Origin of the sequence: Stenotrophomonas ginsengisoli (genome assembly GCF_001431485.1) — a bacterium.
Lineage (GTDB): Bacteria > Pseudomonadota > Gammaproteobacteria > Xanthomonadales > Xanthomonadaceae > Stenotrophomonas > Stenotrophomonas ginsengisoli.
Genome location: NZ_LDJM01000007.1, coordinates 1 through 24,393, shown reverse-complemented (window position 1 = coordinate 24,393; position 24,393 = coordinate 1). Strand labels below are relative to the sequence as shown.

24 protein-coding genes and 1 pseudogene are annotated in these 24,393 nt (G+C 65.9%); 14 read left to right on the top strand and 11 right to left on the bottom strand.

The features are described from left to right. Positions 1-13 precede the first annotated feature (13 nt). Complete coding sequence (gene epmB / locus ABB30_RS02160; protein ID WP_083489630.1) at positions 14-1,045, bottom strand: EF-P beta-lysylation protein EpmB; 1,032 nt, start codon at positions 1,043-1,045, stop codon at positions 14-16. Positions 1,046-1,147: 102 nt separating this feature from the next. On the opposite strand from epmB, the gene efp reads away from it, so the two are divergent. The 5 genes from efp (at position 1,148) to ABB30_RS02135 (ending at position 5,346) form a co-directional block, all read left to right on the top strand. After that, complete coding sequence (efp, locus tag ABB30_RS02155; protein ID WP_057636667.1) at positions 1,148-1,714, top strand: elongation factor P; 567 nt, start codon at positions 1,148-1,150, stop codon at positions 1,712-1,714. 145 nt (positions 1,715-1,859) lie between these two features. After that, positions 1,860-3,197 (top strand): TRZ/ATZ family hydrolase, encoded by a 1,338-nt coding sequence (locus ABB30_RS02150; RefSeq protein WP_057636666.1) that lies wholly within the window; start codon positions 1,860-1,862, stop codon positions 3,195-3,197. Between the two features lie 17 nt (positions 3,198-3,214). Then, positions 3,215-3,946 carry a bifunctional 2-polyprenyl-6-hydroxyphenol methylase/3-demethylubiquinol 3-O-methyltransferase UbiG gene (gene ubiG, locus ABB30_RS02145; protein ID WP_057636665.1) on the top strand — a complete coding sequence of 244 codons (732 nt, stop codon included), beginning with the start codon at positions 3,215-3,217 and terminating at the stop codon, positions 3,944-3,946. A gap of 1 nt (position 3,947) precedes the next feature. After that, complete coding sequence (locus ABB30_RS02140) at positions 3,948-4,622, top strand: phosphoglycolate phosphatase (RefSeq protein WP_057636664.1); 675 nt, start codon at positions 3,948-3,950, stop codon at positions 4,620-4,622. A gap of 13 nt (positions 4,623-4,635) precedes the next feature. After that, a complete protein-coding gene (locus tag ABB30_RS02135; protein WP_057636663.1) occupies positions 4,636-5,346 on the top strand; it encodes an isoprenoid biosynthesis enzyme family protein in 711 nt (236 codons plus the stop codon). Positions 5,347-5,723: 377 nt separating this feature from the next. Here the strand turns inward: ABB30_RS02135 and ABB30_RS02130 are convergent, their stop codons facing one another. From ABB30_RS02130 to yidD, 3 genes and pseudogenes are all read right to left on the bottom strand, one after another. Then, positions 5,724-6,557 carry a M23 family metallopeptidase gene (locus tag ABB30_RS02130; protein WP_057636662.1) on the bottom strand — a complete coding sequence of 278 codons (834 nt, stop codon included), beginning with the start codon at positions 6,555-6,557 and terminating at the stop codon, positions 5,724-5,726. Beyond that, entirely contained in the window at positions 6,557-7,903 is a 1,347-nt protein-coding gene (locus tag ABB30_RS02125; protein WP_057636661.1) for a dihydroorotase, read from the bottom strand. The genes ABB30_RS02130 and ABB30_RS02125 overlap by 1 nt, the downstream gene beginning before the upstream one ends. A gap of 9 nt (positions 7,904-7,912) precedes the next feature. Beyond that, positions 7,913-8,167: pseudogene (gene yidD / locus ABB30_RS16640) on the bottom strand (membrane protein insertion efficiency factor YidD); the annotation flags it as partial. Positions 8,168-8,400: 233 nt separating this feature from the next. Here yidD and dksA point away from each other — a divergent pair. Then, positions 8,401-9,801 (top strand): RNA polymerase-binding protein DksA, encoded by a 1,401-nt coding sequence (dksA, locus tag ABB30_RS15585; protein ID WP_083489628.1) that lies wholly within the window; start codon positions 8,401-8,403, stop codon positions 9,799-9,801. Positions 9,802-9,867: 66 nt separating this feature from the next. Here the strand turns inward: dksA and ABB30_RS02110 are convergent, their stop codons facing one another. Genes ABB30_RS02110 through cysS form a run of 3 tightly spaced genes read right to left on the bottom strand, consistent with a single transcriptional unit; the run spans position 9,868 to position 12,970 of the window. Then, on the bottom strand, positions 9,868-11,100 hold the full coding sequence (locus tag ABB30_RS02110) for an MFS transporter (protein ID WP_057636658.1): 1,233 nt from the start codon (positions 11,098-11,100) through the stop codon (positions 9,868-9,870). A 2-nt stretch (positions 11,101-11,102) separates the two neighbouring features. After that, positions 11,103-11,552 (bottom strand): SufE family protein, encoded by a 450-nt coding sequence (locus ABB30_RS02105; RefSeq protein WP_057636802.1) that lies wholly within the window; start codon positions 11,550-11,552, stop codon positions 11,103-11,105. Positions 11,553-11,602: 50 nt separating this feature from the next. Beyond that, positions 11,603-12,970, bottom strand: coding sequence for a cysteine--tRNA ligase (cysS, locus tag ABB30_RS02100; protein WP_057636657.1), 1,368 nt, complete (start codon positions 12,968-12,970; stop codon positions 11,603-11,605). Positions 12,971-13,110: 140 nt separating this feature from the next. Here cysS and ABB30_RS02095 point away from each other — a divergent pair, with 140 nt between their 5' ends. From ABB30_RS02095 to argH, 8 genes are all read left to right on the top strand, one after another. After that, positions 13,111-13,665 (top strand): hypothetical protein, encoded by a 555-nt coding sequence (locus ABB30_RS02095; protein ID WP_057636656.1) that lies wholly within the window; start codon positions 13,111-13,113, stop codon positions 13,663-13,665. A 279-nt stretch (positions 13,666-13,944) separates the two neighbouring features. Next, a complete protein-coding gene (locus ABB30_RS02090) occupies positions 13,945-14,955 on the top strand; it encodes an N-acetylornithine carbamoyltransferase (RefSeq protein WP_057636801.1) in 1,011 nt (336 codons plus the stop codon). A 25-nt stretch (positions 14,956-14,980) separates the two neighbouring features. After that, complete coding sequence (locus ABB30_RS02085; protein WP_057636655.1) at positions 14,981-16,174, top strand: argininosuccinate synthase; 1,194 nt, start codon at positions 14,981-14,983, stop codon at positions 16,172-16,174. Between the two features lie 101 nt (positions 16,175-16,275). Next, positions 16,276-17,373 carry an acetylornithine deacetylase gene (locus ABB30_RS02080; protein WP_057636654.1) on the top strand — a complete coding sequence of 366 codons (1,098 nt, stop codon included), beginning with the start codon at positions 16,276-16,278 and terminating at the stop codon, positions 17,371-17,373. A 73-nt stretch (positions 17,374-17,446) separates the two neighbouring features. Beyond that, positions 17,447-18,775, top strand: a complete 1,329-nt coding sequence (locus ABB30_RS02075; protein ID WP_057636653.1) for an acetylglutamate kinase — start codon at positions 17,447-17,449, stop codon at positions 18,773-18,775. A gap of 4 nt (positions 18,776-18,779) precedes the next feature. Beyond that, a complete protein-coding gene (locus ABB30_RS02070) occupies positions 18,780-19,379 on the top strand; it encodes a GNAT family N-acetyltransferase (RefSeq protein WP_057636652.1) in 600 nt (199 codons plus the stop codon). Further along, positions 19,376-20,329, top strand: a complete 954-nt coding sequence (gene argC / locus ABB30_RS02065; RefSeq protein ID WP_057636651.1) for an N-acetyl-gamma-glutamyl-phosphate reductase — start codon at positions 19,376-19,378, stop codon at positions 20,327-20,329. The genes ABB30_RS02070 and argC overlap by 4 nt, the downstream gene beginning before the upstream one ends. Before the next feature lie 291 nt (positions 20,330-20,620). Continuing rightward, positions 20,621-21,916: an argininosuccinate lyase gene (gene argH / locus ABB30_RS02060; protein ID WP_057636650.1), complete on the top strand. Its 1,296-nt coding sequence runs from the start codon at positions 20,621-20,623 to the stop codon at positions 21,914-21,916. Positions 21,917-22,040: 124 nt separating this feature from the next. On the opposite strand, the gene ABB30_RS02055 is transcribed toward argH, so the two are convergent. The 4 genes from ABB30_RS02055 to ABB30_RS16440 form a co-directional block, all read right to left on the bottom strand. After that, a complete protein-coding gene (locus ABB30_RS02055) occupies positions 22,041-22,577 on the bottom strand; it encodes a hypothetical protein (RefSeq protein ID WP_057636649.1) in 537 nt (178 codons plus the stop codon). A gap of 31 nt (positions 22,578-22,608) precedes the next feature. Continuing rightward, positions 22,609-23,298, bottom strand: a complete 690-nt coding sequence (locus ABB30_RS15580; protein ID WP_161808812.1) for a peptidoglycan-binding domain-containing protein — start codon at positions 23,296-23,298, stop codon at positions 22,609-22,611. Further along, on the bottom strand, positions 23,205-23,891 hold the full coding sequence (locus ABB30_RS16035; protein WP_152980504.1) for a M23 family metallopeptidase: 687 nt from the start codon (positions 23,889-23,891) through the stop codon (positions 23,205-23,207). Before ABB30_RS16035 ends, ABB30_RS15580 begins: the two co-directional genes overlap by 94 nt. 58 nt (positions 23,892-23,949) lie before the next feature. Next, positions 23,950-24,393: hypothetical protein (locus ABB30_RS16440; RefSeq protein WP_161808811.1), on the bottom strand; the 444-nt coding region annotated here is incomplete at its 5' end.

Here is a 24,393-nt window from a genome sequence, read left to right as displayed (position 1 = left end):
GGTCTGACAACCCTCAGAGCGGGCGCTTGCTCGCTTCGCCGGCGATCTCGCGGGCCAGGCGTGGCACCAGGTAGCCGGACAGGCGTGCGCGTACCCCGGCAATCAGTTGCGCGGCGCGCTCGTCGCTGACCTCGAAATGGGCCGTGCCCTGGACCCGGTCCAGCTGGAACAGGTAGTAGGGCAGCACCCCGGCGGCGAAGCTGGTCTCGCTCAACGCGCACAACGCATCCACCGAATCATTGACCCCGGCCAGCAACACCGCCTCGTTGAGCAGGGTGATACCGGTGCTGCGCAGGGCGTTCATCGCCTCGAACACGGAGGCGTCAAATTCATTGGCATGGTTGGCGTGGATGACCAGGGACACCGGCCAGGGCAGGGCGCGCAGCCAGTCCAGCAGTTCGGCATCCACACGCTCGGGCAGCACCACCGGCAGGCGGGTATGGATGCGCAGGCGGCGGATGTGCGGAATCTGTGCCAGCAGATCGGTCAGTTCGGCCAGCTTGGAGGTCAGCAGTGACAGCGGATCGCCGCCGGACAGGATGACCTCGTCGATGCTGGGGTCATTGGCAATGGAGGCCACCGCCTCGGCCCAGTTGCCGCGGGCCGCGTTCTCGCCGGCATAGTCGAAGTGGCGGCGGAAGCAGTAGCGGCAATGCACCGCGCAGCTGCCGGTGGTCACCAGCAGGGCCCGGCCCTGGTACTTCTGGATCACCCCGGTGGCCTTGCGGGCAGCGCCATCGCCAACCGCATCCAGGCTGAAGCCGGGTACCACGGCCAGCTCGTCGGTGACCGGCAGCACCTGGCGCAGCAGGGGGTCGTTCAGGTCGCCGCGGCGCATGCGGTTGATGAAACCCTGCGGCACGCGGGTGATGAACTGCGCGGCGGCCTCCTCGGAGAGCCTTGCGGCGGCCTCGTCCAGGCCCAGACGGGCCAGCAGGCGGCGAGGGTCACGCTCGGCCTGGCGCCACAGTTGCTGCCACACGGCGGCGGGGCGGGCGGGCGAGTCTGCGTTGTGCTTTTGCGCGGCGGGGGCTACAGGTATCATGTGCGGTCATGGAAAAACGAACGCCCGCCGCAGTTGGTGGGCGCCCCCATTCTAACGGCCGGCGGCCATTGCTGCCGGGTGCAACATTCAGGAGACATACGCATGGCCACTTACGGCATGAACGACGTCAAGAACGGGATGAAGATCCTGGTCAACAACGAACCGGCAGTCATCTTCGAAACCGACTACGTCAAGCCGGGCAAGGGCCAGGCCTTCACCCGCGTGCGCTACCGCCAGATCCGTTCCGGCCGTGTGCAGGAAATCACCATGAAGTCGACCGACTCGGTGGAAGCGGCTGACGTTGTCGATACCGACATGCAGTACCTGTACGCCGATGGCGAGTACTGGCACTTCATGCAGGCCGAGACCTTCGAGCAGGTCCAGGCCGACAAGAACGGCATGGGCGGTGCTGAAAAGTGGCTCAAGGGTGAAGAGCAGTGCGTGGTGACCCTGTTCAACGGCACCCCGATCATGGTGACTCCGCCGAACTTCGTCGAACTGAAGATCGTGGAAACCGATCCGGGCGTGAAGGGTGACACAGCCGGTACCGGCGGCAAGCCGGCCACCCTGGAAACCGGCGCCGTGGTGCGTGTGCCGCTGTTCGTTCCCAACGAAGAAATCATCAAGGTCGACACCCGTACGGGTGAATACGTCGGCCGCGTCAAGTAAGGCGCGCTGATGACGGCGCCGGTGCGCATGCTGGAGACCTTCCAGCCTGGGCGCCGGCGCCGAGTCGTATCTGCAGTGGCACAAACCACTGTGGCCCAGCTGCCGGCAGGGCAGCCCGTATTACCCGTCTCCAGGAGTGCCATTCATGTCAGAACACCTTCCCCAACCCTGTGACCTGTTGATCGAGGCCGGGCATGTGGTGCCGGTGCAGCCCCATGCGCTGGTGCTCCAGGACACCGCCGTGGCAGTGCGCGACGGGGTGATCGTGGGCATCGGCCCGCGGCAGGACATGCGCGTCCGCTGGCAGGCCGCGCGGGTGGTCAGCCGCCCCGATGCGGTGCTGATGCCCGGCCTGGTCAATGCGCATACCCACAATCCGATGACCCTGTTGCGCGGGGTGGCCGATGACCTGCCGCTGATGACCTGGCTGCAGGAGCACATCTGGCCGGTGGAGGGCGCGGTGATCGGTGAGCAGTTCGTCGCCGATGGCACCCGTCTGGCCATTGCCGAGATGCTGCGCGGTGGCACCACCTGTGCCAACGAAAACTATTTCTTCCCCGATGTGCAGGCGCGTACCTACGCCGAGCACGGCTTCCGTGCCCTGGTCGGTGCGGTGGTCATCGATTTCCCCACCGCCTGGGCCAAGGACAGCGACGAGTACTTTGCCAAGGCTGAAAGCGTGCGGGCGCAGTGGCAGGGGCATGGCCTGATCGATGTCGCCCTGGCGCCGCATGCACCGTACACGGTGAGCGACGCCAACTTCGAGCGGGTGGCGGCGATGAGTGCGCAGCACAACCTGCGCGTGCACCTGCATACCCATGAGACCGCGCAGGAAATCAGCGATTCGATCCGTGACCATGGCGTGCGCCCGTTGGCCCGCCTGCAGCGTCTGGGCCTGGTCAACGAGCGCCTGATTGCCGTGCACATGACCCAGCTCACCGACGACGAGATCGGGCTGTGCGCCGAGCACGGCGTGCATGTGGTGCATTGCCCGGAATCCAACCTCAAGCTGGCCTCGGGCTTCTGTCCGGCCTGCGCCCTGGCCCGGGCCGGGGTCAACCTGGCCATCGGCACCGATGGCTGCGCCTCCAACAACGACCTGGACATGTTCAGCGAGAACCGCACCGCGGCGATCCTGGCCAAGGCCGTGGCCAATGACGCCACCGCGCTGGATGCGGCCAGCACCCTGCGTGCGGCCACCCTGGGCGGGGCCACGGCACTGGGTTTTGCCGACCGCATCGGGTCGATCGAGCTGGGCAAGCAGGCCGACCTGGTCTGCGTGGACATGGGCGCGCTGGAAACCCAGCCGCTGCACAACGTGATCTCCCAGCTGGTGTACGCCACCGGCCGGCAGCAGGTCAGCGATGTCTGGATTGCCGGTGTGTCCAAGCTGGAAAACCGGGTGCTGGTGGACATGGACATCGATGGCATCATCGCCAATGCGCGCCAGTGGCGTGACCGCATTGCCACCATTCGTGGCTGACAGGACGGAGTGACTCAATGAGCAAGGTGCAGGCATCGCCTGAAGGCAATTTCGACCCGGCCGAGCTGGAAAAGTTCGCCGCCCTGGCCGACCAGTGGTGGGATGCTGACGGCCCGCAGAAACCGCTGCATGCGCTCAACCCGGTGCGTCTGCAGTACGTGGCCAGCCGCTGTGCGCTGTCGGGCAAGCGAGTGCTGGACATCGGTTGCGGTGGCGGCCTGTTGTCCGAGGCCCTAGCCGGCACCGGTGCCCAGGTGACCGCGATCGACCTGGGGGCCGAGCTGATTGCCGTGGCTGGCGAGCACGCGCGCCAGTCCGGTGTGAGTGTGGATTACCGCCTGATCAGTGCCGAGGACCTGGCCGCGCAGCAGCCGGGCAGTTTTGATGTGATCACCTGCATGGAAATGCTCGAGCACGTGCCCGATCCGTCCTCGATCCTGGCCGCCTGCCGGGCCCTGCTCAAGCCCGGTGGCCAGCTGTTTTTGTCCACCATCAACCGCACTCCGGCCGCTTTCGCGGTGGCCATTGTCGGGGCCGAATACATTGCCCGCCTGCTGCCGCCCGGTACCCACAGCTACCAGGAGTTCATCACTCCGGCCGAGCTGGGGCGCTGGGTGCGTGAGCAGGGCCTGGATGTTGAAGACGTGTCGGGCATGACCTACGAGCCCTGGGCCGGGCGTGCGCGTCTTGCCCGCAGCACGGCGGTCAACTATCTGATGGCCGCGCGCCTGCCGCTGACGGGAGCCTGAGATGGATCCCCGTTTCCCCCCGGCCGTGCTGTTTGACCTGGATGGCACCCTGCTGGACAGTGCGCCGGATTTCGTCGCCACTCTGGCCTTGATGGCCCAGCGCCACGGCTTGCCGGTTGCTAGTGCGCAGGTGGTCCGCCCGGTGGTGTCCAAGGGTTCGCGGGCGATGCTGGCCGTGGCTTTTCCGCAGCTGCAGACCGAGGCGCGTGAAGCCCTGGTGCCCGAGTTCCTGGATACCTACCAGGGCTTGATCGGCCAGCATGCGCAGCTGTTCGACGGTGTGGCAGGCATGCTCGATGCACTGGATGCCGCCGGCTGCGTGTGGGGCATCGTCACCAACAAGCCGGAGTATCTGGCCCGGGACATCCTGCCCCAGCACGGCTGGCAAGACCGCTGTGCGGTCCTGGTCGGCGGCGACACCCTGGCGCAGAAAAAACCGCATCCGCTGCCCTTGCTGCATGCTGCCGCCGCCATCGACATGGCCCCCGCGCAGTGCGTGTATGTGGGCGATGACCAGCGCGACATCCTGGCCGCGCAGGCGGCAGCGATGCCCTCGGTGGGCGCCCTGTGGGGCTACCGCCTGGCCGATGACCAGCCGTTGCAGTGGGGCGCTGATTGCCTGCACGACACCGCTGCGGCACTGAGCCAGCCTGCCGGCTGGCCGCAAGTCCCTTGATGAGTTGGAACCTATGAGCAGTTATTCGGCCCTGGACAGTTTCCTGGGCAAGTGGCACCAGCGTTGGCCGGAATGGTCGCTGGTGGAGCCCTTCATCGAGGCCGGCCAGCGCCAGCGTTGCGTGGCCTGGTTTGCGTTGTTGCAGGAATTTGACGACATCCTCGCCGCCGATGGCGACACCACCGCCCAGGATGCCAAGCTGGCCTGGTGGGGCGAGGAGCTGCGCAGCTGGCAGGAGCAGCGCTCGCGCCATCCGCTGGGACGGGTGCTTGATCCGCTGCGTGCCCCGTGGATTGGCCTGGCTGACAGCCTGCCCGACCTGCTGGCCGCGCGTGCGGCGCTGGGCAGCGCCGAGCTGGCGCGTGGCGCCCTGGCCGGTTTTGCCCAGGCGGTCGCTGCGGTCGAGGCAGTGGTGTTCAATGCGCCGTTGCAGGCCGGAGCGGCGCAGACCGTTGTACGTCACACCCTGGCCCAGCGTCTGGAGCGCCGCGGCCAGCAGGCGGTGCCGGCCAGCATCGGCGGTGATACGGCCACCATGGCCGTGTCGGCCTGGGCGCAGCAGTTGTTGCAGGGCTGGGGGCTGCGCGTGCCCGGCGCGCGCCCGCGCCGGGTCCTGTCGGTTCTGGCCCGTCTGCGCCTGCAGGGGTTGGCCAGTGACAAGGGCATTGCCCCGCACCAGGCGATGGTGCTGCTCAAGGCCTGGTGGGCCGCCCGCGGCCGATAAGCCAGCAGTGTGTGCCGGGCAGTGAGCAAAAGAGCGCTTTTTCTGCCACTGCCGCTCTGTTGCTCAAACCGCGCCAGGGAGTGGTTTGCGGACAAGCAGCTGCCCGAACGCGCCGCCGCGCGCCCGGGCAGTACCGTCCTCAGGGCTTGCGTTCCAGCACCAGCAGCGGGTCGATGCGCACATCAGACCGCGCCAGGGAGTGCTTTGCGGCCAGGCAGCTGCCCGAACGCGCCGCCGCGCGCCCGGGCAGTGCCGTTGTCAGGGCTTGCGTTCCAGCACCAGCAGCGGGTCGATGCGCACATCGAACCGCGCCAGGGAGTGCTTTGCGGCCAGGCAGCTGCCCGAACGCGCCGCCGCGCGCCCGGGCACTGCCGTTCTCAGGGCTTGCGTTCCAGCACCAGCAGCGGATCGATGCGCACGTCGAACCAGTTCATCCCCCAATGCAGGTGCGGCCCGGTCGATCGCCCGGTGGAGCCTACTGCCGCAATCACCTGGCCCTGTTCGACCCGCTGCCCGACCTTCACGTCAACCCGTGACAGGTGCAGGAAGTTGGAGCTGATGCCAAAGCCGTGGTCGACGATGAGCGTGCCGCCGGTGACGTACAGGTCGTCATTGGCGAAGGTCACGATGCCGGCAGCCGGGGCCTTGACCGGGGTGCCGGTGGGTGCGGCGATGTCCATCCCCGAATGGCCGGCGCCGGGCTGGCCATTGTAGACGCGGGCATTGCCGAAGCGGCCGCTGATGCGCCCCTCCACCGGCCAGATGAAGGCGCTGGCGAAATCGGTGCGGTTGTCATCGCGGGTGCGTGCGGCGGTGACCGCGGCCTGCTCGCGGGCAATGCGCTCGGCCACCGCCGGCGGCGGATTGACCGTACGCGGCGGCACGCCGTCGACCCGCTGCAGCGGCCAGTCGCGCCGGCTTACCGCCACTTCGGCGTCCACCCGGCTGCCGTCGGGGCGGGTCACGGTCAGCTGCAGCGGGCCGCGCTCATCGCGGCTGGCACCCAGCACCACGGTGCCGTAGCTGCTGACCCGCAAGTTGCGCTCGCCATAGCGGACCGTGCTGCCCGGTGGCACCTTGCCCACCACCATCGCGCCTTGCTGCACGCTGCCGGGGAACACCACCCGCTGTGCATCCTGGGCGCCGGCAGGTGCCGCGCCCAGCAGGGCGGCGCCGAGCAGGGCGCCGGCGATACGCCGGTGCAGGGCCATCAACGGTCAAATTCCAGACGCAGGCCGGCCGGTTCGCCGAGCAGCTTCTCGCCGTCCCAGACCTGCTGGCCGTTGACCCAGGTCGCGGCCACGCGCGAGCCGAAGGTGGTGCCTTCAAACGGCGACCAGCCACACTTGGACAGCACGTCCTCGCGCTTGACCGTGAACGGCACGTCCTCCACCAGCACCAGGTCGGCGAAGTAACCCTCGCGCAGGAAGCCGCGCTGGGACACGTCAAACAGCTGGGCCGGGGCATGGGCAAACTTCTGCACCACCTGCTCACGGGTCAGCTTGCCTTCGTGCACGCGCTCCAGCGCGGCGACCAGGGCGTACTGCACCAGCGGCAGGCCGGACGGAGCCTGGGCATAGGGCTTCTGTTTCTCTTCCCAGGTGTGCGGGGCGTGGTCGGTGGCCAGTACGTCGATCACGTCATTGGCCAGGGCGGCGGTGATCGCCTCGCGGTCGGCCACGTCCTTGATCGCCGGGTTGCACTTGATCAGGTTGCCCTTTTCGGCGTAATCCGGACGGGCGAAGTGCAGGAAGTGCACGCAGGTTTCGGCGGTGATCTGCTTGCGGCTGCCATCGGCACGGATCAACGGGCCCTGTTCAAACAGCTTGAGCTCGTCGGCGGTGGAAATGTGCAGCACGTGCAGGCGGGTGCCGTGCTTTTTGGCCAGCGACACGGCCAGCTCGGAGGATTTCAGGCAGGCCGCGCGCGAACGGATGTCCGGGTGCTGCTCGGCGCTGAGCGCATCGCCGTACTTCTCCTCGTACTGCGCGGCCAGCGCATTGATCATCGGCGTGTCTTCACAGTGGGTGATGATCGGGGTCGGGCAGTCGCGGAAGATCGCATCCAGCGTTTCGGGGTTGTCCACCAGCATGTTGCCGGTGGAGGCGCCCATGAACACCTTCACCCCGGGGGCCTTCTTCGGGTCCAGGGCGCGGATGGCTTCCAGGTTGTCGTTGGAGGCGCCGTGGTAGAAGCCGTAATTACCCCAGGCGCGGCCTTCGGCCAGCGCGTACTTGGCTTCCAGGATGGTCGAATCCAGGGTCGGCGGGTTGGTGTTGGGCATGTCCATGAAGCTGGTCAGGCCGCCGGCGACCAGGGCGGCCGATTCGCTGGCGATGTCACCCTTGTGGGTCAGGCCCGGTTCGCGGAAGTGCACCTGGTCATCGATCATGCCCGGCATCAGCCACTTGCCGCTGGCATCGATCACGGTTTCGCCGGGCAGCGGGCTCAGCGACGGCGCGATGGCTGCAATGCGCTGGCCTTCAATGCGCAGATCGGCCTGGAAGATCTGGCCTTCGTTGACCAGACGTGCATGGGTAATCAGGGTCGAGGACATGGTGGGGTTTCCTGTACAGGGACATGGTGCAGAGCCGGGAACGGGGTCATACCCGCCCGGATGCAGGGGATGGCAGCGGGCCAGGCGGCTGGTGGTCAGCCACAGGCCGCGCAGCGGACCGTGTCGGGCGATTGCACCCATGGCGTATTCAGAGCAGCTGGGCACGAAGCGGCAGCGTGGGCCCAGCATCGGACTGATGAGGGTTTTGTAAATGCGCAGCAGGGCGATGAGCAGTCGAGAGATCACCCCCAAATGATAGGCCACTTGGCAAAGCGCCGGCCTTGTCGCAGGATCGACATTACAGATCGATTGGTTGGCAAGTGATGGCAGTGACTGTCCGGCCTGCGCAGGCGGCCGGTGGCGCCTGATCGGTAGGCAGGCACGGCAAAGCCCGGTGTGACGGGCTTGCCGGGTCTGGCAGGGTGGTTGCCCGCACCGGTCGGGTACGTTATAAAGGCCCGCTTCCCGGGCCCCGGGGGAACAAGGAAGAGCGTTTCGTGGCTGCGACTAAAACTGCAAAGCAGGCCGCAAAGGCCGCCAAGAAAACCGCCAAGCCTGTCGCCAAGAAGGCGTTGACCGTGCCCGTAGTAAAAAAGACCGTGGCCAAGGCTGCCAAGCCGGTAGCCAAGAAGGTTGCAACCAAGGCCGCCAAGCCGGTAGCCACGAAGGTTGCGACCAAGGCTGCCAAGCCGGTAGCCAAGAAGGTCGCGACCAAGGCTGCCAAGCCGGTAGCCAAGAAGGTCGCAACCAAGGCCGCCAAGCCGGTAGCCAAGAAGGCCGCGACCAAGGCCACCAAGCCGGTAGCCAAGAAGGCCGCGACCAAGGTTGCCAAGCCGGTAGCCAGGAAGGCCGCGACCAAGGTTGCCAAGCCGGTAGCCAAAAAGGTTGCGACCAAGGTCGCCACGTCGGTAGCCAAAAAGGCTGTGGTCAAGGTTGCCAAGCCGGTCGCCAAAAAGGTCGCGACCAAGGTTGCCAAGCCGGTAGCCAAGAAGGCTGTGACCAAGGCTGCCAAGCCGGCAGTAAAAAAGAGCGCAGGCAAGACGGCCGCGGCGGCACCGGTGAACAAGGTGGTCGCAGCGACAAAGCCGGTCACCAAGGTGACCAAGCCGGCTGCTGCGCCCAAGAACAAATCCTCCGGGTCCGCAGTGTCTGCGGCCCAGGCTGGCGTTTCACCGCAGCGCAAGGGGGGGGCGGGCAATCAGGTTGCCCAGGCTTCACCTGCTGTAGTGGAAACTGCGCGCCCCGCAAGCCCAGCCACATCGCCGGGAGGCCGCAAGGCTCCCGAATCCAAATCCAAGCAATCCGGTAATCCTGTGTCTGTTTCGAAAACTGCTGCCAAGAATTCCCCCAAGACTGCTGCTCCGGCCAAGCCGGCAGCCGTTCGCCCCATCGGCAAGGTGGCCGTTGCGGTCACCTCTCCCGTGCGCACCAACAAAGCGGCCCCGCAATACAAAGTGGTGGACTACGTGATGGATGAAGCAACTGGACGTCCGCAGCTGCCGGCCGGCTACAAGCCGTCGGCTGATGAGGAATACATGAATCCGCTGCAGCAGGAATACTTCCGCCAGCGCCTGATCACCTGGCGCGCTGAACTGGTGGAAGAATCCAAGCAGACCATCGAAAACCTGCGTGACGAAGTGCGCGACATCGGCGATGAGGCCGAGCGTGCGACCCGCGAGACCGAAAACTCGCTGGAACTGCGCACCCGTGACCGCTACCGCAAGCTGATCGGCAAGATCGACTCGACCCTGAAGCGTCTGGATGCCGGCGATTACGGCTACTGCGTGGATACCGGCGAGGACATCGGCCTGGATCGTCTGGAAGCCCGCCTGACCGCCGAGCGCACCATTGATGCGCAGGAGCGCTGGGAGCACCTGCAGAAGCAGCAGGGCGACTGATCGTTGCCGGCAGCATGATGAAAAGGCCCTGCATTGCAGGGCCTTTTTTGTTGCGGCCGGCCAGGCTCAGCGCAGCTGGTCGATATGCAGGCGGCGCAGGACCGGGCTGCGCCAGGCAGTGATGGCGGCCACCGCTATCACCGCGCTGCCGCCCACGACCATGGCCGGCAGCAGGCCGAGCAGGCGGGCCATCGAGCCGGCGTAAAAGGCGCCCAGTTCGTTGGACGAGCTGATGAAGATGCCATTGATCGAGGCCACCCGGCCACGCATCGCATCGGGGGTGGCGAGCTGGAAGATGGTCTGGCGCAGCACCACAGAGACGCCGTCAAAGGCCCCGTAGCAGAGCAGGAATGCGGCCGCCAGCCAGAGCTGGCGGGCCTGGGAAAAGCCGAGGATGCTCAGGCCGAAGCCGGCCACCGCGCCCAGCAGCAGCCAGCCGGCATGGCGGTTGGGCGGGCGCCGCGCCAGCCACAGGCCGGTCAGCAGAGCGCCGACCGCCGGAGCCGCGCGCAACAGGCCCAGCGCTTGCGGGCCGGCCTGCAGGACCTGGTCGATGAAGGCCGGCAACATCGCTACCACGCCGCCGAGCAGGACGGAAAACATGTCCAAGGCCATCGCTGCCAGCATCACCGGATTGTTCCAGACAAAACGGGCGCCTTCGGCGATGGAGGCCAGCACCGGCGTGTGGGTGGTGGCTGGCGGGGTGTCATCCACGCGCAGGCGCAGCAGGGCCGCTGCTGCCAGGGCGGCGCAGCAGGCGGCCACGGCATAGGCCAGCAGGCTGCCGCCGATCGCGATCAATCCGCCGCCCAGGGCCGGGCCGATGACCAGGGCGGTGGTGAAGGCCACACTGCCCAGGCTGGCCCCGCCGGCATAGTCGGCCCGGGCCAGGACACGTGCGAACAGGGCCATGTAGACCGGGGTGAGAAAGGCGCGGACCATGCCGGTGACCACAATGGCCGCATACACCGGCCACAGGGGCAGGGCGGACAGGGCCGGCAGGCTGGTCAGCAGCAGGGCGGCGGCGGTGAGCAGCAGGCCGGTGCAGGCGGCCAGGCCGAGCCGGCGCCGTGGCAGGTGGTCCACCAGATGGCCGGCGAACGGGGCCACGCACAGGAAGGGCAGTACTTCGGCCAGGCCGATCAGGCCCAGGGCAAAGGCATCGCCGGTGCGCTGGTAGACCTGCCAGCCCACCGCCACCGCGACGATCTGGTAGGACAGCATGGCGGCGATGCGATAGCCCAGCAGCCACCTCAGCCCGGGTTGCCGCAACAACGGCCAGGCCGAGGTGCCGGCCATGTTCAGGCGGCCTGCTGGGCGCGGGCGGTGTCCTGGATGAAGGCCAGCAGGGCGGCCATGCCGTTGCTGCGGGTCGGCGAGAGATGCTTGGCCAGGCCGATGGCGGCCACGTAATCCGGCGTGGTGGCCAGGATCTGCTCGGCACTGCGGCCCGAATACACGCGCAGGGCCAGGTAGATCAGGCCGGAGACGATGGCCGAATCACTGATGGCGTGGAAGGTGAGCTTGTCGGCATTGCCTTCGGCCACGATCCAGACCATCGACTGGCAGCCCATCAGGCGATGGGTGTCGGTCTTCCACTCGGCCGGCAGGTCAGGCAGTTTGCGGCCCAGGTCGATCAGGTACTGGTAGCGCTCGGACCAGTCGCTGAAAAAGGAGAATTCGTCGGCAATTTCGGCCTGGGCCAGGGCGGGGGTGGCCTCGGTCGGGAACGGGGAGGTAGGTGCAGTCACAATCAATTTCCAGACGTGAGGCGCCGCATGCAGCGGCGCCGTGGGGGGGCTCAGGCGCGCTTCCAGCGCACACCGGCCGGGGTGTCTTCCAGCACGATGCCTTCGTCGGTCAACTGCTGGCGGATCGCATCGGCACGGGCGAAATCACGCCCGGCCTTGGCGGCGACGCGCTCGTCCACCAGGGCCTGGATGCGCGCATCATCATCGGCATTGCCGCCATGGTTGAACCACTGCGCCGGGTCCTGCTGCAGCAGGCCCAGGGCCTTGCCGGCACCGAGCAGGGCGGCCTTGAGGCGGGCCCGTTCACCGGCATCGGTGGCCTTGCGCGCCTCGGTGGCGATGGCGGCGATTTCGGCCAGGGCCTGCGGGGTGTTCAGGTCATCGTCCAGGACCTGTTCGATGGCTTGCGGAATGAGCGCGTCGGCGGTCACCTCGGCCAGGTCGCGCAAGGTGCCGTAGAGGCGGTCCAGGGTGCGCGTGCACTGCTCGATCAGGGCGTCGGACCAATCCAGCGGCTGGCGGTAGTGGGCCGAGAGCAGGGCGTAGCGCAGGGCCTCGGGGCGGTGCTGCTGGACCAGGTCGTGCACGCGTTCGATATTGCCCAGCGACTTGCTCATCTTGGCGCCGCCGAAGTTGAGCATGCCGTTGTGCATCCACCAGCGCGCAAACGGGGCGCCGCCATGGGCACATTCGCTCTGCGCCACTTCGTTTTCGTGGTGCGGGAACTGCAGGTCCACGCCGCCGGCGTGGATGTCGATGGTCTGGCCCAGGTGCGCGGCGGCCATCGCCGAGCACTCGATGTGCCAGCCCGGACGGCCCACGCCCCACGGCGATTCCCAGCCCGGCAGGTCCTCGCTGGAGGGCTTCCACAGCACGAAGTCGCCGGCATCGCGCTTGTACGGGGCCACTTCGACGCGGGCGCCGGCCAGCATGTCTTCCGGGTCACGGCGCGAGAGCTTGCCGTAATCCTTGAACGAGGCAACGGCGAACAGCACATGGCCATCGGCGGCATAGGCGTGGCCGGCGGCGATCAGCTGCTCGATCATCGCGATGATGTGCGGGATGTGCGCGGTGGCCTTGGGCTGGATGTCCGGGGCCTGCACGCCAAGGGCGGCCATGTCGTCCAGGTAGGCGGCGGCGAAACGGTCGGTGATCGCGCTGATCGGCACCCCGGCCTCGCGGGCGGCGGCGTTGATCTTGTCATCCACGTCGGTGATGTTGCGTGCATAGCGCAGGGCGCCGAAGCGGCGACGCAACAGGTCGGCCAGCACGCCGAACACCACCGGGCCACGGGCATTGCCGATGTGGACATAGTTGTAGACGGTCGGGCCACAGACGTACATGGTGGGGCAGGCCGGGTCGAGCGGGGCAAACGGCTCGGTCTGACGTGACAGGGTGTTGTACAGTCGCAGGCTCATGGCATGGCGGTTTGGAAAGTGATCGAACATTCTAACGCCGGCGGCGAGCGCCGTCCCCTGCAGGGCTGGCGTAGCGGCGTTCAGCGTTGCGGCAGCGCGGCCTGCCTAGACTATGTCTACCATTCAGATACCCTGCCTCAATGAATCTGCCTTTCGTGTTGTCCATCGCCCTGGTATGTGCGGGCACGATCAGCGCTGTTGCTGCCCAGGAGCCGGCGCCGGCCGAGCGTACGGTGGTCATCGAGAATGTGCGCCACGACTACGCCCAGGTGCTCAATGTCGAGCCGGTGTTCCAGGTGCTGCGCGCCACCCGTACCGAAGAACAGTGCGAGCCGGTGAGTACGCGGACCCTGGATCCGGTCAACGTGGTGGTGGAGAACGAGGAGAAGGGCGGCTTCGGCCGTTTCTGGAGCTCGGTCAAGCGCATGTTCGGCAGCGAACAGGAGGCCGATGAAGCGGCCCGGATCGAGGCCGAGGCCGAGGTGGTGCGGCGTGATCCGCTGCTGACCCGCAATTGCCGGGTGGTGGAGGTCGGACGCGAGTTCCGTCGCCCCATCGCCTATGACGTGGACTATGTCTGGCGCGGCACCAAGTACCGTTCGCGTCTGCCCGAGGACCCGGGCAACCGTCTGCGCATCCGCATTTCCGTCACCCCGGTGGTCGGCAGCCAGCTGGCCGCCGAGGACGCACACTGAGCCGCGCCGATGGCTTGCGTGCTGCACTTGCACATGCGAAGATTGCCGCAATGAACGCGACCGACTTCCAGCACGCAACCAGTACTGCCCGGATGGCCTCCGGCATGACCTCGCGTGCCCGCCGACCGGAACCCCACATTCTCGCTGGGTAAGCCGGGGCGTTACGCTGTCTGTCCGAAAACCCAGCCCGAGTGGCTGGGTTTTTTCGTTTTCGATTCGGCAAGTTGGTTTCAAGCAAAACAATTGGTCGATGTGGCCACCTTCAACCAGGATCTCCCGATGTCAGTGAAGCACTTCCTCAATACCCAGGACTGGAGCCGTCCGGAGCTGGACGCCCTGCTCGACCAGGCCCGCGCCTTCAAGCAGACCAAGCTCGGTGACCAGCTCAAGGGCAAGGCAGTTGCGCTGGTGTTCTTCAACCCGTCCATGCGCACCCGTACCAGCTTCGAGCTGGGCACCTTCCAGCTTGGCGGCCATGCCGTGGTGCTGCAGCCGGGCAAGGATGCGTGGCCGATCGAGTTCGACCTGGGCACGGTGATGGATGGCGACACCGAAGAGCACATTGCCGAAGTGGCCAAGGTGCTGGCCCGCTACGCCGACATCCTGGCAGTGCGTGCCTTCCCGAAGTTTGTTGACTGGCAGATCGACCGCCAGGACCGCGTGCTGGCCGCCTTTGCCAAGTACAGCCCGGTGCCGGTGATCAACATGGAAACCATCACCCATCCCTGTCAGGAGCTGGCCCACATCCTGGCCCTGCAGGAACACTTCGGCACCACCGACCTGCGTGGCAAGAAGTACGTGCTGACCTGGACCTACCACCCCAAGCCGCTGAACACCGCGGTGGCCAACTCGGCCCTGACCATCGCCACCCGCATGGGCATGGACGTGACCCTGCTGTGCCCGACCCCGGACTACATCCTGGACGAGCGCTACATGGGCTGGGCCCAGGACAACGTGGCCGAATCCGGCGGTTCGCTGCAGGTCTCCCATGACATTGCCAGCGCCTATGCCGGTGCCGACGTGGTCTACGCCAAGAGCTGGGGCGCACTGCCGTTCTTCGGCAACTGGGGCCCTGAAAAGCCGATCCGCGACCAGTACAAGCACTTCATCGTGGACGAGGCCAAGATGGCCCTGACCAACAACGGCGTGTTCAGTCACTGCCTGCCGCTGCGCCGCAACGTCAAGGCTACCGATGGCGTGATGGACTCGCCGGCCTGCATTGCCATCAACGAGGCGGAAAACCGCCTGCACGTCCAGAAGGCCATCATGGCCGCCCTGGCCAACCCGTAATCGTTCAACCAACGGAACTGCCCCCATGAGCAACAAAGACATCGTCCTGGCCTTCTCGGGTGGACTGGATACCTCCTTCTGCGTGCCGTACCTGCAGGAGCGCGGCTGGAACGTGCACACCGTGTTCGCCGACACCGGCGGCGTGGATGCCGAAGAGCGTGACTTCATCGAAAAGCGTGCCGCCGAGCTGGGCGTTGCCAGCCACGTCACCGTTGATGGCGGCCCGGCTATCTGGGCCGGCTTCGTCAAGCCGTTCGTGATGGCCGGTGAGGCCTACCAAGGCCAGTACCCGCTGCTGGTCTCCGATCGCTACCTGATCGTGGACGCTGCCCTGAAGCGCTGCGCCGAGCTGGGCACCAAGGCCATCGCCCACGGCTGCACCGGCATGGGCAATGACCAGGTCCGTTTCGACCTGGCGGTCAAGGCCTTGGGCGATTACGAGATCGTTGCGCCGATCCGTGAGATCCAGAAGGAACACACCCAGACCCGCGCCTACGAGCAGAAGTACCTGGAAGAGCGCGGCTTTGGCGTGCGCGCCAAGCAGCAGGCCTACACCATCAACGAGAACCTGCTGGGCCTGACCATGTCCGGCGGCGAGATCGACCGTTGGGAAGCTCCGGGCGAGGGTGCCCGCGGTTGGTGCGCCCCGCGCAGCGCCTGGCCGGTGGAGCCGCTGACCGTGACCCTGAAGTTCGTCAACGGCGAAGCCGTTGCCCTGGACGGCAAGGAACTGCCGGGTGAGCAGATCCTGGCCAAGCTCAACAAGATGTTTGCCCCCTACGGCGTGGGCCGTGGCGTGTACACCGGCGACACCGTGATCGGCCTGAAGGGCCGCATCGTGTTCGAAGCTCCGGGCCTGGTCTCGCTGCTGACCGCCCACCGTGCACTGGAAGATGCGGTGCTGACCAAGCAGCAGAACCGCTTCAAGCCGGAAGTGGCACGCAAGTGGGTGGAGCTGGTGTACGAAGGCTTCTACCACGACCCGCTCAAGGCCGACATCGAAGCCTTCCTGACGTCCTCGCAGACCATGGTCAACGGCGAAGTCACCCTGGAAACCCGTGGTGGCCGCGTCGATGCCGTGGCAGTGAAGTCGCCGCACATCCTCAATGCCAAGGGCGCCACCTACGCCCAGTCGGCTGACTGGGGTGTGGAAGAAGCCGAAGGCTTCATCAAGCTGTTCGGCATGAGCTCGACCCTGTACGCACAGGTCAACCGCTAAGCCGCAGTGGTGTCACCGGCGGCTCCGGAGTGTTCCGGGGCCGCTGCCACAAGGGCCGGCCTTGCCGGCCTGCCGGTATCCCCTCATTCAAGTGCTTTGACATGAATCCGTTGCTTGCCTCCACGCTGGATCACCTGCAGGCGCTGGTGTCCCATGACACCCGCAACCCGCCGCGCGCCATCACCACCGGTGGCATCTTTGATTACCTGCGTGAGCAGCTGCCGGACTTCACTGTCGAGGTTGTCGATCACGGCGCCGGTGCGGTGAGTTTCTACGCCGTGCGTGGCACGCCGAAGTACCTGTTCAACGTGCACCTGGACACGGTGCCGGATTCGCCGCACTGGTCGGCCGATCCGCACCAGATGCGCCGCCTGGAGGACCGTGTGGTCGGCCTGGGCGTGTGCGACATCAAGGGCGCGGCAGCCGCGCTGGTGGCCGCTGCCCAGGTCAGCAAGGGCGATGCGGCCTTCCTGTTTTCCTCTGACGAGGAAGCCAACGATCCGCGCTGCATTGCCGCCTTCCTGTCCCGCAACGTCCCGTATGAAGCGGTGCTGGTGGCCGAGCCGACCATGAGCGAGGCGGTGCTGGCCCATCGTGGCATTTCCTCGGTGCTGATGAAGTTTGCCGGCCGCGCCGGGCATGCCTCGGGCAAGCAGGACCCGTCGGCCAGCGCGCTGCACCAGGCCATGCGCTGGGGTGGCAAGGCGCTGGACCACGTCGATGCCCTGGCCCATGAGCGCTTTGGTGGCCTGACCGGCCTGCGTTTCAACATCGGCCGGGTCGAAGGTGGCATCAAGGCCAACATGATTGCCCCGGCCGCCGAACTGCGCTTCGGTTTCCGCCCGCTGCCGTCGATGGACATCGATGCGCTGCTGGCCACCTTTGCCGGTTTCGCCGAGCCGGCTGCCGCCCATTTTGAAGAAACCTTCCGCGGCCCGAGCCTGCCGTCCGGTGACATTGCCCGTGCCGAGGAGCGCCGCCTGGCCGCCCGCGACATCGCCGATGCGCTGAACCTGCCGATCGGCAATGCGGTGGATTTCTGGACCGAGGCCTCGCTGTTCTCGGCCGCTGGCTACACCACCATGGTGTACGGCCCGGGTGACATCGCCCAGGCGCACACCGCCGACGAATTCGTCACCTACGAACAACTGGAGCGCTACGCCGAATCGGTGTTGCGCATCATCGAACAAGGCGCCTGATCGCGCCCGCCGTGCCGGCCTGCGGGCCGGTGCCCTTTGTTTACGGCCGCAGGCCGTTTTTGAAGAAACCGCAATGTCTCCTTCCCAGCAAGCCCACCGCCAGACCCGTCAGACCATCGTGCGTCTGCTGTCCTCCATGGCCAGCGCCAAGGAAATCAGCCAGTACCTCAAGCGTTTCTCCCAGCTGGACGCCAAGCGCTTTGCCGTGGTCAAGGTGGGTGGCGCGGTATTGCGTGATGACCTGGAAGCGCTGACTTCCTCGCTGTCCTTCCTGCAGGAGGTCGGCCTGACCCCGATCGTGCTGCATGGCGCCGGCCCGCAGCTGGATGCCGAGCTGGCGGCCGCCGGCATCGAAAAGCACACCGTCAACGGCCTGCGCGTGACCACACCGGAAGCCCTGGCGATCGTGCGCCGGGTGTTCCAGCAGGCCAACCTGAAGCTGGTCGAGGCGCTGCAGCACAACGGTGCGCGCGCAACGTCGGTGACCGGTGGTGTGTTCGAGGCCGATTACATGGACCGCGACACCTACGGCCTGGTTGGCGAGGTGAAGAAGGTCAACCTGGCCCCGATCGAGGCATCCTTGCGTGCCGGTTCGATCCCGGTGATCGCCTCCCTGGGGGAGACCGCTGGTGGGCAGATCCTCAACGTCAACGCCGACTTTGCCGCCAATGAGCTGGTCTGCGAACTGCAGCCGTACAAGATCATCTTCCTCACCGGTACCGGCGGCCTGCTCGACGAGCAGGGCAAGCTGATCGACTCGATCAACCTGTCCACCGAGTACGAGCAGCTGATGGCCCAGCCGTGGATCCACGGTGGCATGCGGGTCAAGATCGAGCAGATCAAGGACCTGCTGGACAAACTGCCGATGGAATCGTCAGTGTCCATCACCCGTCCGGCCGACCTGGCCAAGGAGCTGTTCACCCACAAGGGCTCGGGCACCCTGGTGCGTCGTGGCGAGCGTGTGCTTACCGCCACCTCGTGGGACGAGCTGGACCTGGTGCGGATGAAGACGCTGATCGAGTCCAGCTTCGGCCGCGAGCTGGTGCCGGACTACTTCGACAAGACCAAGCTGCTGCGTTGCTACGTCAGCGAGAACTACCGCGCGGCGATGATCCTCACCGACGAGGCCGAGGGCGTGTACCTGGACAAGTTCGCCGTGCTCGATGAAGCGCAGGGCGAGGGCCTGGGGCGTGCGGTGTGGAATGTCATGGCCGAACAGACGCCGCAGATGTTCTGGCGCTCGCGCAACGGCAACCCGGTCAACCATTTCTATTACGCCCAGTCCGATGGCTGCTACAAGCTGGACCACTGGAAGGTGTTCTGGTTCGGTGCGCCGGATTTTGATGCCCTGCGCGGCTATGTGGACCACTGCGCCGCGCGCAAGCCGAGCCTGCAGGGATGATGCGGTGAACCACGCAGACTGGGACCGTGTGCCCACCCTGGCTGGCAACCATGTCCGCCTCGAGCCCCTGCAGATGGGCCATATCGACGGCCTGCGCGGGGCCATCGGTGATGGCGCGATCTGCCGCCTGGGCTATGCCCATGTGCCCGATGCCAAGGGCATGGCCGCCTATGTGCAGGAGGCCTTGCAGGCCCAGGCTGCAGGCAAGGCGTTGCCGTTCGTGGTGATCGATGCCGAGGGCCAGGTGGTGGGCTCCACCCGTTATTACGACCTGCAGCCGCAGGTGCCGAGGCTGTACATCGGCTACACCTGGTATGCCCCGGGCGCGCAGCGCACCGGCGTCAATACCCAGGCCAAGCTGCTGTTGCTGCGCCATGCCTTCGAGCGTCTTGGCTGCATCAGCGTGGGCTTCCATACCAGCATCCTGAACCATGCCTCGCGTGCCGCAATCGCACGCCTGGGTGCCACCGAAGAGGGCGTGCTGCGCAACCATGCCCGTCACCCTGACGGCAGCCCGCGCGACACCGTGGCCTTTTCCATCATCGATACCCAATGGCAGGACGTGAAGCGCGCCCTGCAGCAGCGTCTGGACTCGCACGCATGACTGACAAGAAATACACCCTGGGCATCGTCGGTGCCCGTGGCTACACCGGCGCGGAGTTGATCCGCCTGGTGGCCGCCCATCCGGCCATCGAGCTGGCGTTCGTGTCCAGCCGCGAGCTGGCCGGCCAGCGTGTGGCCGCGCACAACGCTGCCTATGCCGGTGAACTGTGCTACGAAAATCTCAGTGCCGAGGCCGTGGCCGCCAAGGGCGTGGATGCGGTGGTGCTGGCCCTGCCCAATGGCCTGGCTGCGCCGTTCGTGGCCGCCATTGATGCGGCACGCCCGCAGACGGTGATTGTCGACCTGTCGGCCGATTACCGTTTCGATCCCAGCTGGTACTACGGCCTGCCCGAGCTGACCCGCGCCCGTGCCGCCGGCAAGACCCGCATTTCCAACCCGGGCTGCTACGCCACCGCGATGCAGCTGGCGATCAGCCCGTTGCTGGATGTGCTGGCCGGGCCGCCGCAATGCTTCGGTGTCTCCGGCTGGTCCGGTGCCGGCACCACGCCCAGCGACAAGAACAACCCGGAGCTGCTGGCCGACAACCTGATGCCGTACGCGCTGACCAACCACGTGCACGAGCGTGAGGTCACCGGCCAGCTCGGCTTCCCGGTCGAGTTCATGCCGCATGTGGCGCCGCATTTCCGTGGCATCACCATGACCGTGAACCTGTGGCTGAGCCAGCCGATGAGCGTGGAGCAGGTCAGCGAGCGCTACCGCGCCCGTTATGCCGGCGAGCCGTTGATCGAACTGGTCGAACAGGCGCCTTGGGTCAGCTGCATTGCCGGCCGCAATGGTGTGCAGATCGGTGGCATCACTCTTGCCCCGGGCGGCAAGCGCGTGGTGGTGGTGGCCACCATCGACAACCTGCTCAAGGGCGCGGCGGCGCAGGCATTGCAGAATCTCAACCTGGCCCTGGGCCTGGACGAGCTGACCGCAATCACCCCGTAAGGCGTTGGCCTATCCTGCCGGGAGCACACGCGTGGTGCAGCCTGTCGCGCCCGGGTGCGCTCCCACAGGTCGACCGACACCGTTGTACTGCCATCGGCAGCTGTAGGAGCGACCCAGGTCGCGATGCTTTTTGCTCCAAGAGCGCTCCGGCAATTCCAGCAATACCTGATCTACCGCCGATTGCAGTGTCGGCAACTGTGGGAGCGACCCAGGTCGCGACGCTTGTCGCACCGGTACTCGCGCAGACTTTGTTACAAGGCCAATGGCCAGCCCCCATTTCGAGGATTTCTCATGGCAAACCTGTTGTGGCAAAAACCCGGCGTCGCCGTGGATGCCAAGATCCAGACCTTCCTGGCCGGTGATGACGTCATCCTGGACCGTCAGTTCTTCCTGTACGACTGCCGCGCCTCGGCTGCGCACGCGCAAGGCCTGCAGCACATCGGCATCCTCAGCAGCGAAGAGCTGGACGGCATCGAGCGTGAGCTGGCGCTGTTGGCCGAGGATTTCCGCTCTGGCGCCTTCGTGCTGGACGAGCAGTACGAGGATTGCCATTCGGCCATCGAGGCGCGCCTGACCGAACGCCTGGGCGATGCCGGCCGCCGTATCCACACCGGCCGCAGCCGCAATGACCAGATCCTGGTCGCCACCCGTCTGTGGCTCAAGGACCAGCTGGCCCGGGTGGCCGAGCTGTCCAAGTCCATTGCCAAGGTCGCGCTGGACCGCGCCGAAGCGGAAAAGGACCAGCCGCTGCCGGGCTACACCCATATCCAGCGCGCCGTGGTGTCCTCGGCCGGCATGTGGTGGGCCGGTTGGGCCGAGGCCTTCATCGACAACGCCGTGCGCGCGACCGATACCGCCAAGCTGGTGGACTGCAACCCGCTGGGTACCGCTGCCGGTTACGGCGTGAACCTGCCGCTGGACCGCGACCACACCACCGCTGCGCTGGGTTTTGCGCGCATGCAGATCAGCCCGATCTACGCCCAGCTCTCGCGTGGCAAGTTCGAGCTGGCCGCGCTGGAAGCCCTGGGTGGCGCCACCCTGGACCTGCGTCGTATTGCCTGGGACCTGTCGCTGTTCACCACCGGCGAGTTCGCCTTCGTCCAGTTGCCGGCGCAGTACACCACCGGCTCCTCGATCATGCCCAACAAGCGCAACCCCGACGTGGTCGAGCTGATGCGTGCCTGCCACGCCTCCATTGCCGCCGCGCGTACCGAGATCGAGCAGCTGCTCTCTTTGCCGTCCGGTTACCAGCGTGACCTGCAGAACTCCAAGGGCGCCATCGTGCACGGCTTTGCCCGTGGCCTGATGGCACTGGAACTGCTGCCGGCGCTGCTGGAAAACCTGGACTGGAACGATGCCGCCATCCGCGCCGCCATCGATTCGGGCATGTATGCCACCGACGTGGCAGTGGAAGCGGCCGTGGCCGGTGTGCCGTTCCGCGAGGCCTACCAGGCTGCGGCCATTGCCAAGGACAGTGCCGGACAGGGGCGTACCCCGGAGGGCAGCCTGGCTGCCCGTGTCTCGCCCGGTGCCGCCGCCGACCTGCGCCTGGATACCCTGCGCGCCCGCTGGGACGCACTGGTCTGATCCAACGCAACGGCGGCCGCAAGGCCGCCGTTTTTGTTTCGGCGCCAGTAGTGCATGCGGGTCAGGCGGTTCGGCCATCCATCCGTCTGATCGCCGCTCGGCGCAGGAACTGTATCGGGGCAGATCAACGTGCTTTGGCGCGGATGTACTGCTTGTTCTGGCCGTAGCGCGGAGCGGTCGCATCGGCATTGATGCACAGATGGCCATCGCACAGGCTGGCATCGGAAGCCTGGAAAGCCTGCAGCACCGGCAGGGCATTGTCGTGCCGGGCCAGGGCGTCGCGCGCGGCAGCCAGCTCGCGCTGGTAGTAACCCAGTACGCCGCCGCCTAGGATTACCAGAATCAGGGCAAATCCGGCCAAGGCGAGGTACCAGCCCCAGACGATCCGGCTGGCCTGGCGCAGTTGGGTGGTGACATCGGCAACGGCCTGCTTGCATTCAATGCCAACTGGCGCCATCACCGCAGCTGCCTGCTGGCTGATCGCACTCTGTGTATTGCCGACACTGTTGGCCAGGCGATGTTGCAGTTGTTGCAGCTCGTTGTGCGCCGCTTGCGCCTTGTTTTGCAGCGAAGCATGCAACTGGTTTTCGCGCTGCTCCATGCGCGCCAGCATCAGGGCCAGTGCCTGTAGAAGATCCTGGGTATTGGGATTGCTGGACATGACAGCCTCCTTGGCCTGGCTTGCTTGCACCTCACAGATGGGGTCTGTGGGCCTGTTGCTGGTGTTGTTGGATTTGCTCTGCAGCCAGCAGGGCGCGCCCGTGTTCAAGCAATGTCTGGGCGGCGGCTGAGCCGGTGATTTCCTGGCAGACCGGTGACAGCGCTTGCGGGTCATTGCTTGCCAGTGCGCTCAGCAGTCGATCAAGCCAAGGATCGCCATTGCCCGTGACCTGCGTGGATTGCTGGTTCACTGATGGCGGTTGTTCCAGTGGCAGGTCGCCGCTGTGGTCGGGGTGATGAGGGTGTCCGGGCAGGGTGTTTGGTCCGGCATGCATGGCAGGCCACCGGCCTTGCTCGGTGTGGTGAGGGTAATCCTGGGCGTGGCTTTGCGCTGGTTGCAAAAAACGGAGCGTTGCCGGGTCGACATCACCGCTCTGGGCAATGCCATGTGCGTACTGGAAATCCAACAGGGCACCCTGCATGCCAACGCGGTAGACGCCATCACGGTCCAGTGGGCTGCCATCGGCATTGCGGTAACCCTCGCCGTGCATCACCGCCTGCAGTTGCCTGATCTGCTCACTGGACTGGCCCAGCCGGAAGATTCCGTCGCCGATCACCGGACGGGCTGTCACGCCTTGGCGATGCTCTGGCTGCAGGGGCAGGCGGCCGCTGGCCAGGTCATCGACATAGTTGCGAAATTGCGGGTAGTAGTGGCTGTCCATTTCCATATGGCGTGGACGGCAGGAGTGGCTACTTTGTCTTGCGTACCCAGGGTCTGGCCGTAAGACACCGTTTGGCCCACACGTACTTGGATGTCGGACATGTGGCGGAAGCGCGCGATGACCTTGCCGCCCGCTTGGTCGAGAATATCGATCAAGCCCTCGCTGTCGCGTCGCGCACCGATAACGCCTTCGACGGGCGAAGGCACATGTACCTCCCGAGCAAATTTGCTGTTAGCGCCGAGAGTTGGATTAGATAGAATGAAGTCTCGCTTGATCAATACCTGATCAGGTTCCAAATCATAGGTCCTGATACGACCGTCACTGTGCCTGCGCGCATACTCGATTTCCTGCAGACGGCCATCGATGTGGGCGAAGGCACGACCTGGCTTGCCGTCAACTACCGCACCTTCGACCATGCGGACGGCGCGGTTGTCGCCGGGATGATGCAGGACCAAGCTATCGAAGCCAGTCACGGGTTCATTGAGCTGGGTGCCCCGGCTGTGGACACTGGACACAGTGCCGTCGCGCAAACGCGGCGGGCCCATTTGTTGGATGCGGTATGTCAACGGTGCGCTGGTAATGGATCTGTCCATGATCGTTCCTCTGACGGCCTGATGTGCTTGTTTGTAGCCCGTCGTGCATCGCGACCCTTCAGTCGTCTTCGTCACCGCCCTCGTACTCACGCATGCTGCGGCACTGCTCAGGCCACTGGCAGCCCTCGAATGGATCAAGTGTCCAGTCGTGCGTCAGGTACCAACAATCGGCACGCTTGCTGAACGTGGTGATGCGGCCTGGCGTGTCCATGGCGTACTCGGTATCGGACACCCGGCGAACAGCAAGCTGTGTGACTTGGTTGTCGGTTGGATTGCCAAAGGAATCGATCCCGGTCCATTGTTGCCCGGGGAGGAGCCAGGTATCGCTGACATAGGACTGCCTGCGTGGATCGTAACGGTAGCGGTCATGTAATGGTCGACTTTCATCCACGGTAGCCCAGCGGGGATTTAGAGGGTCTCCGGGTTCTGTGTTGTGTTGGTCGTAGTAAGGGACCTTGGATTTATAAGGCTTGGCTGTATAAGCCACCTGCAGGTCGCCGTT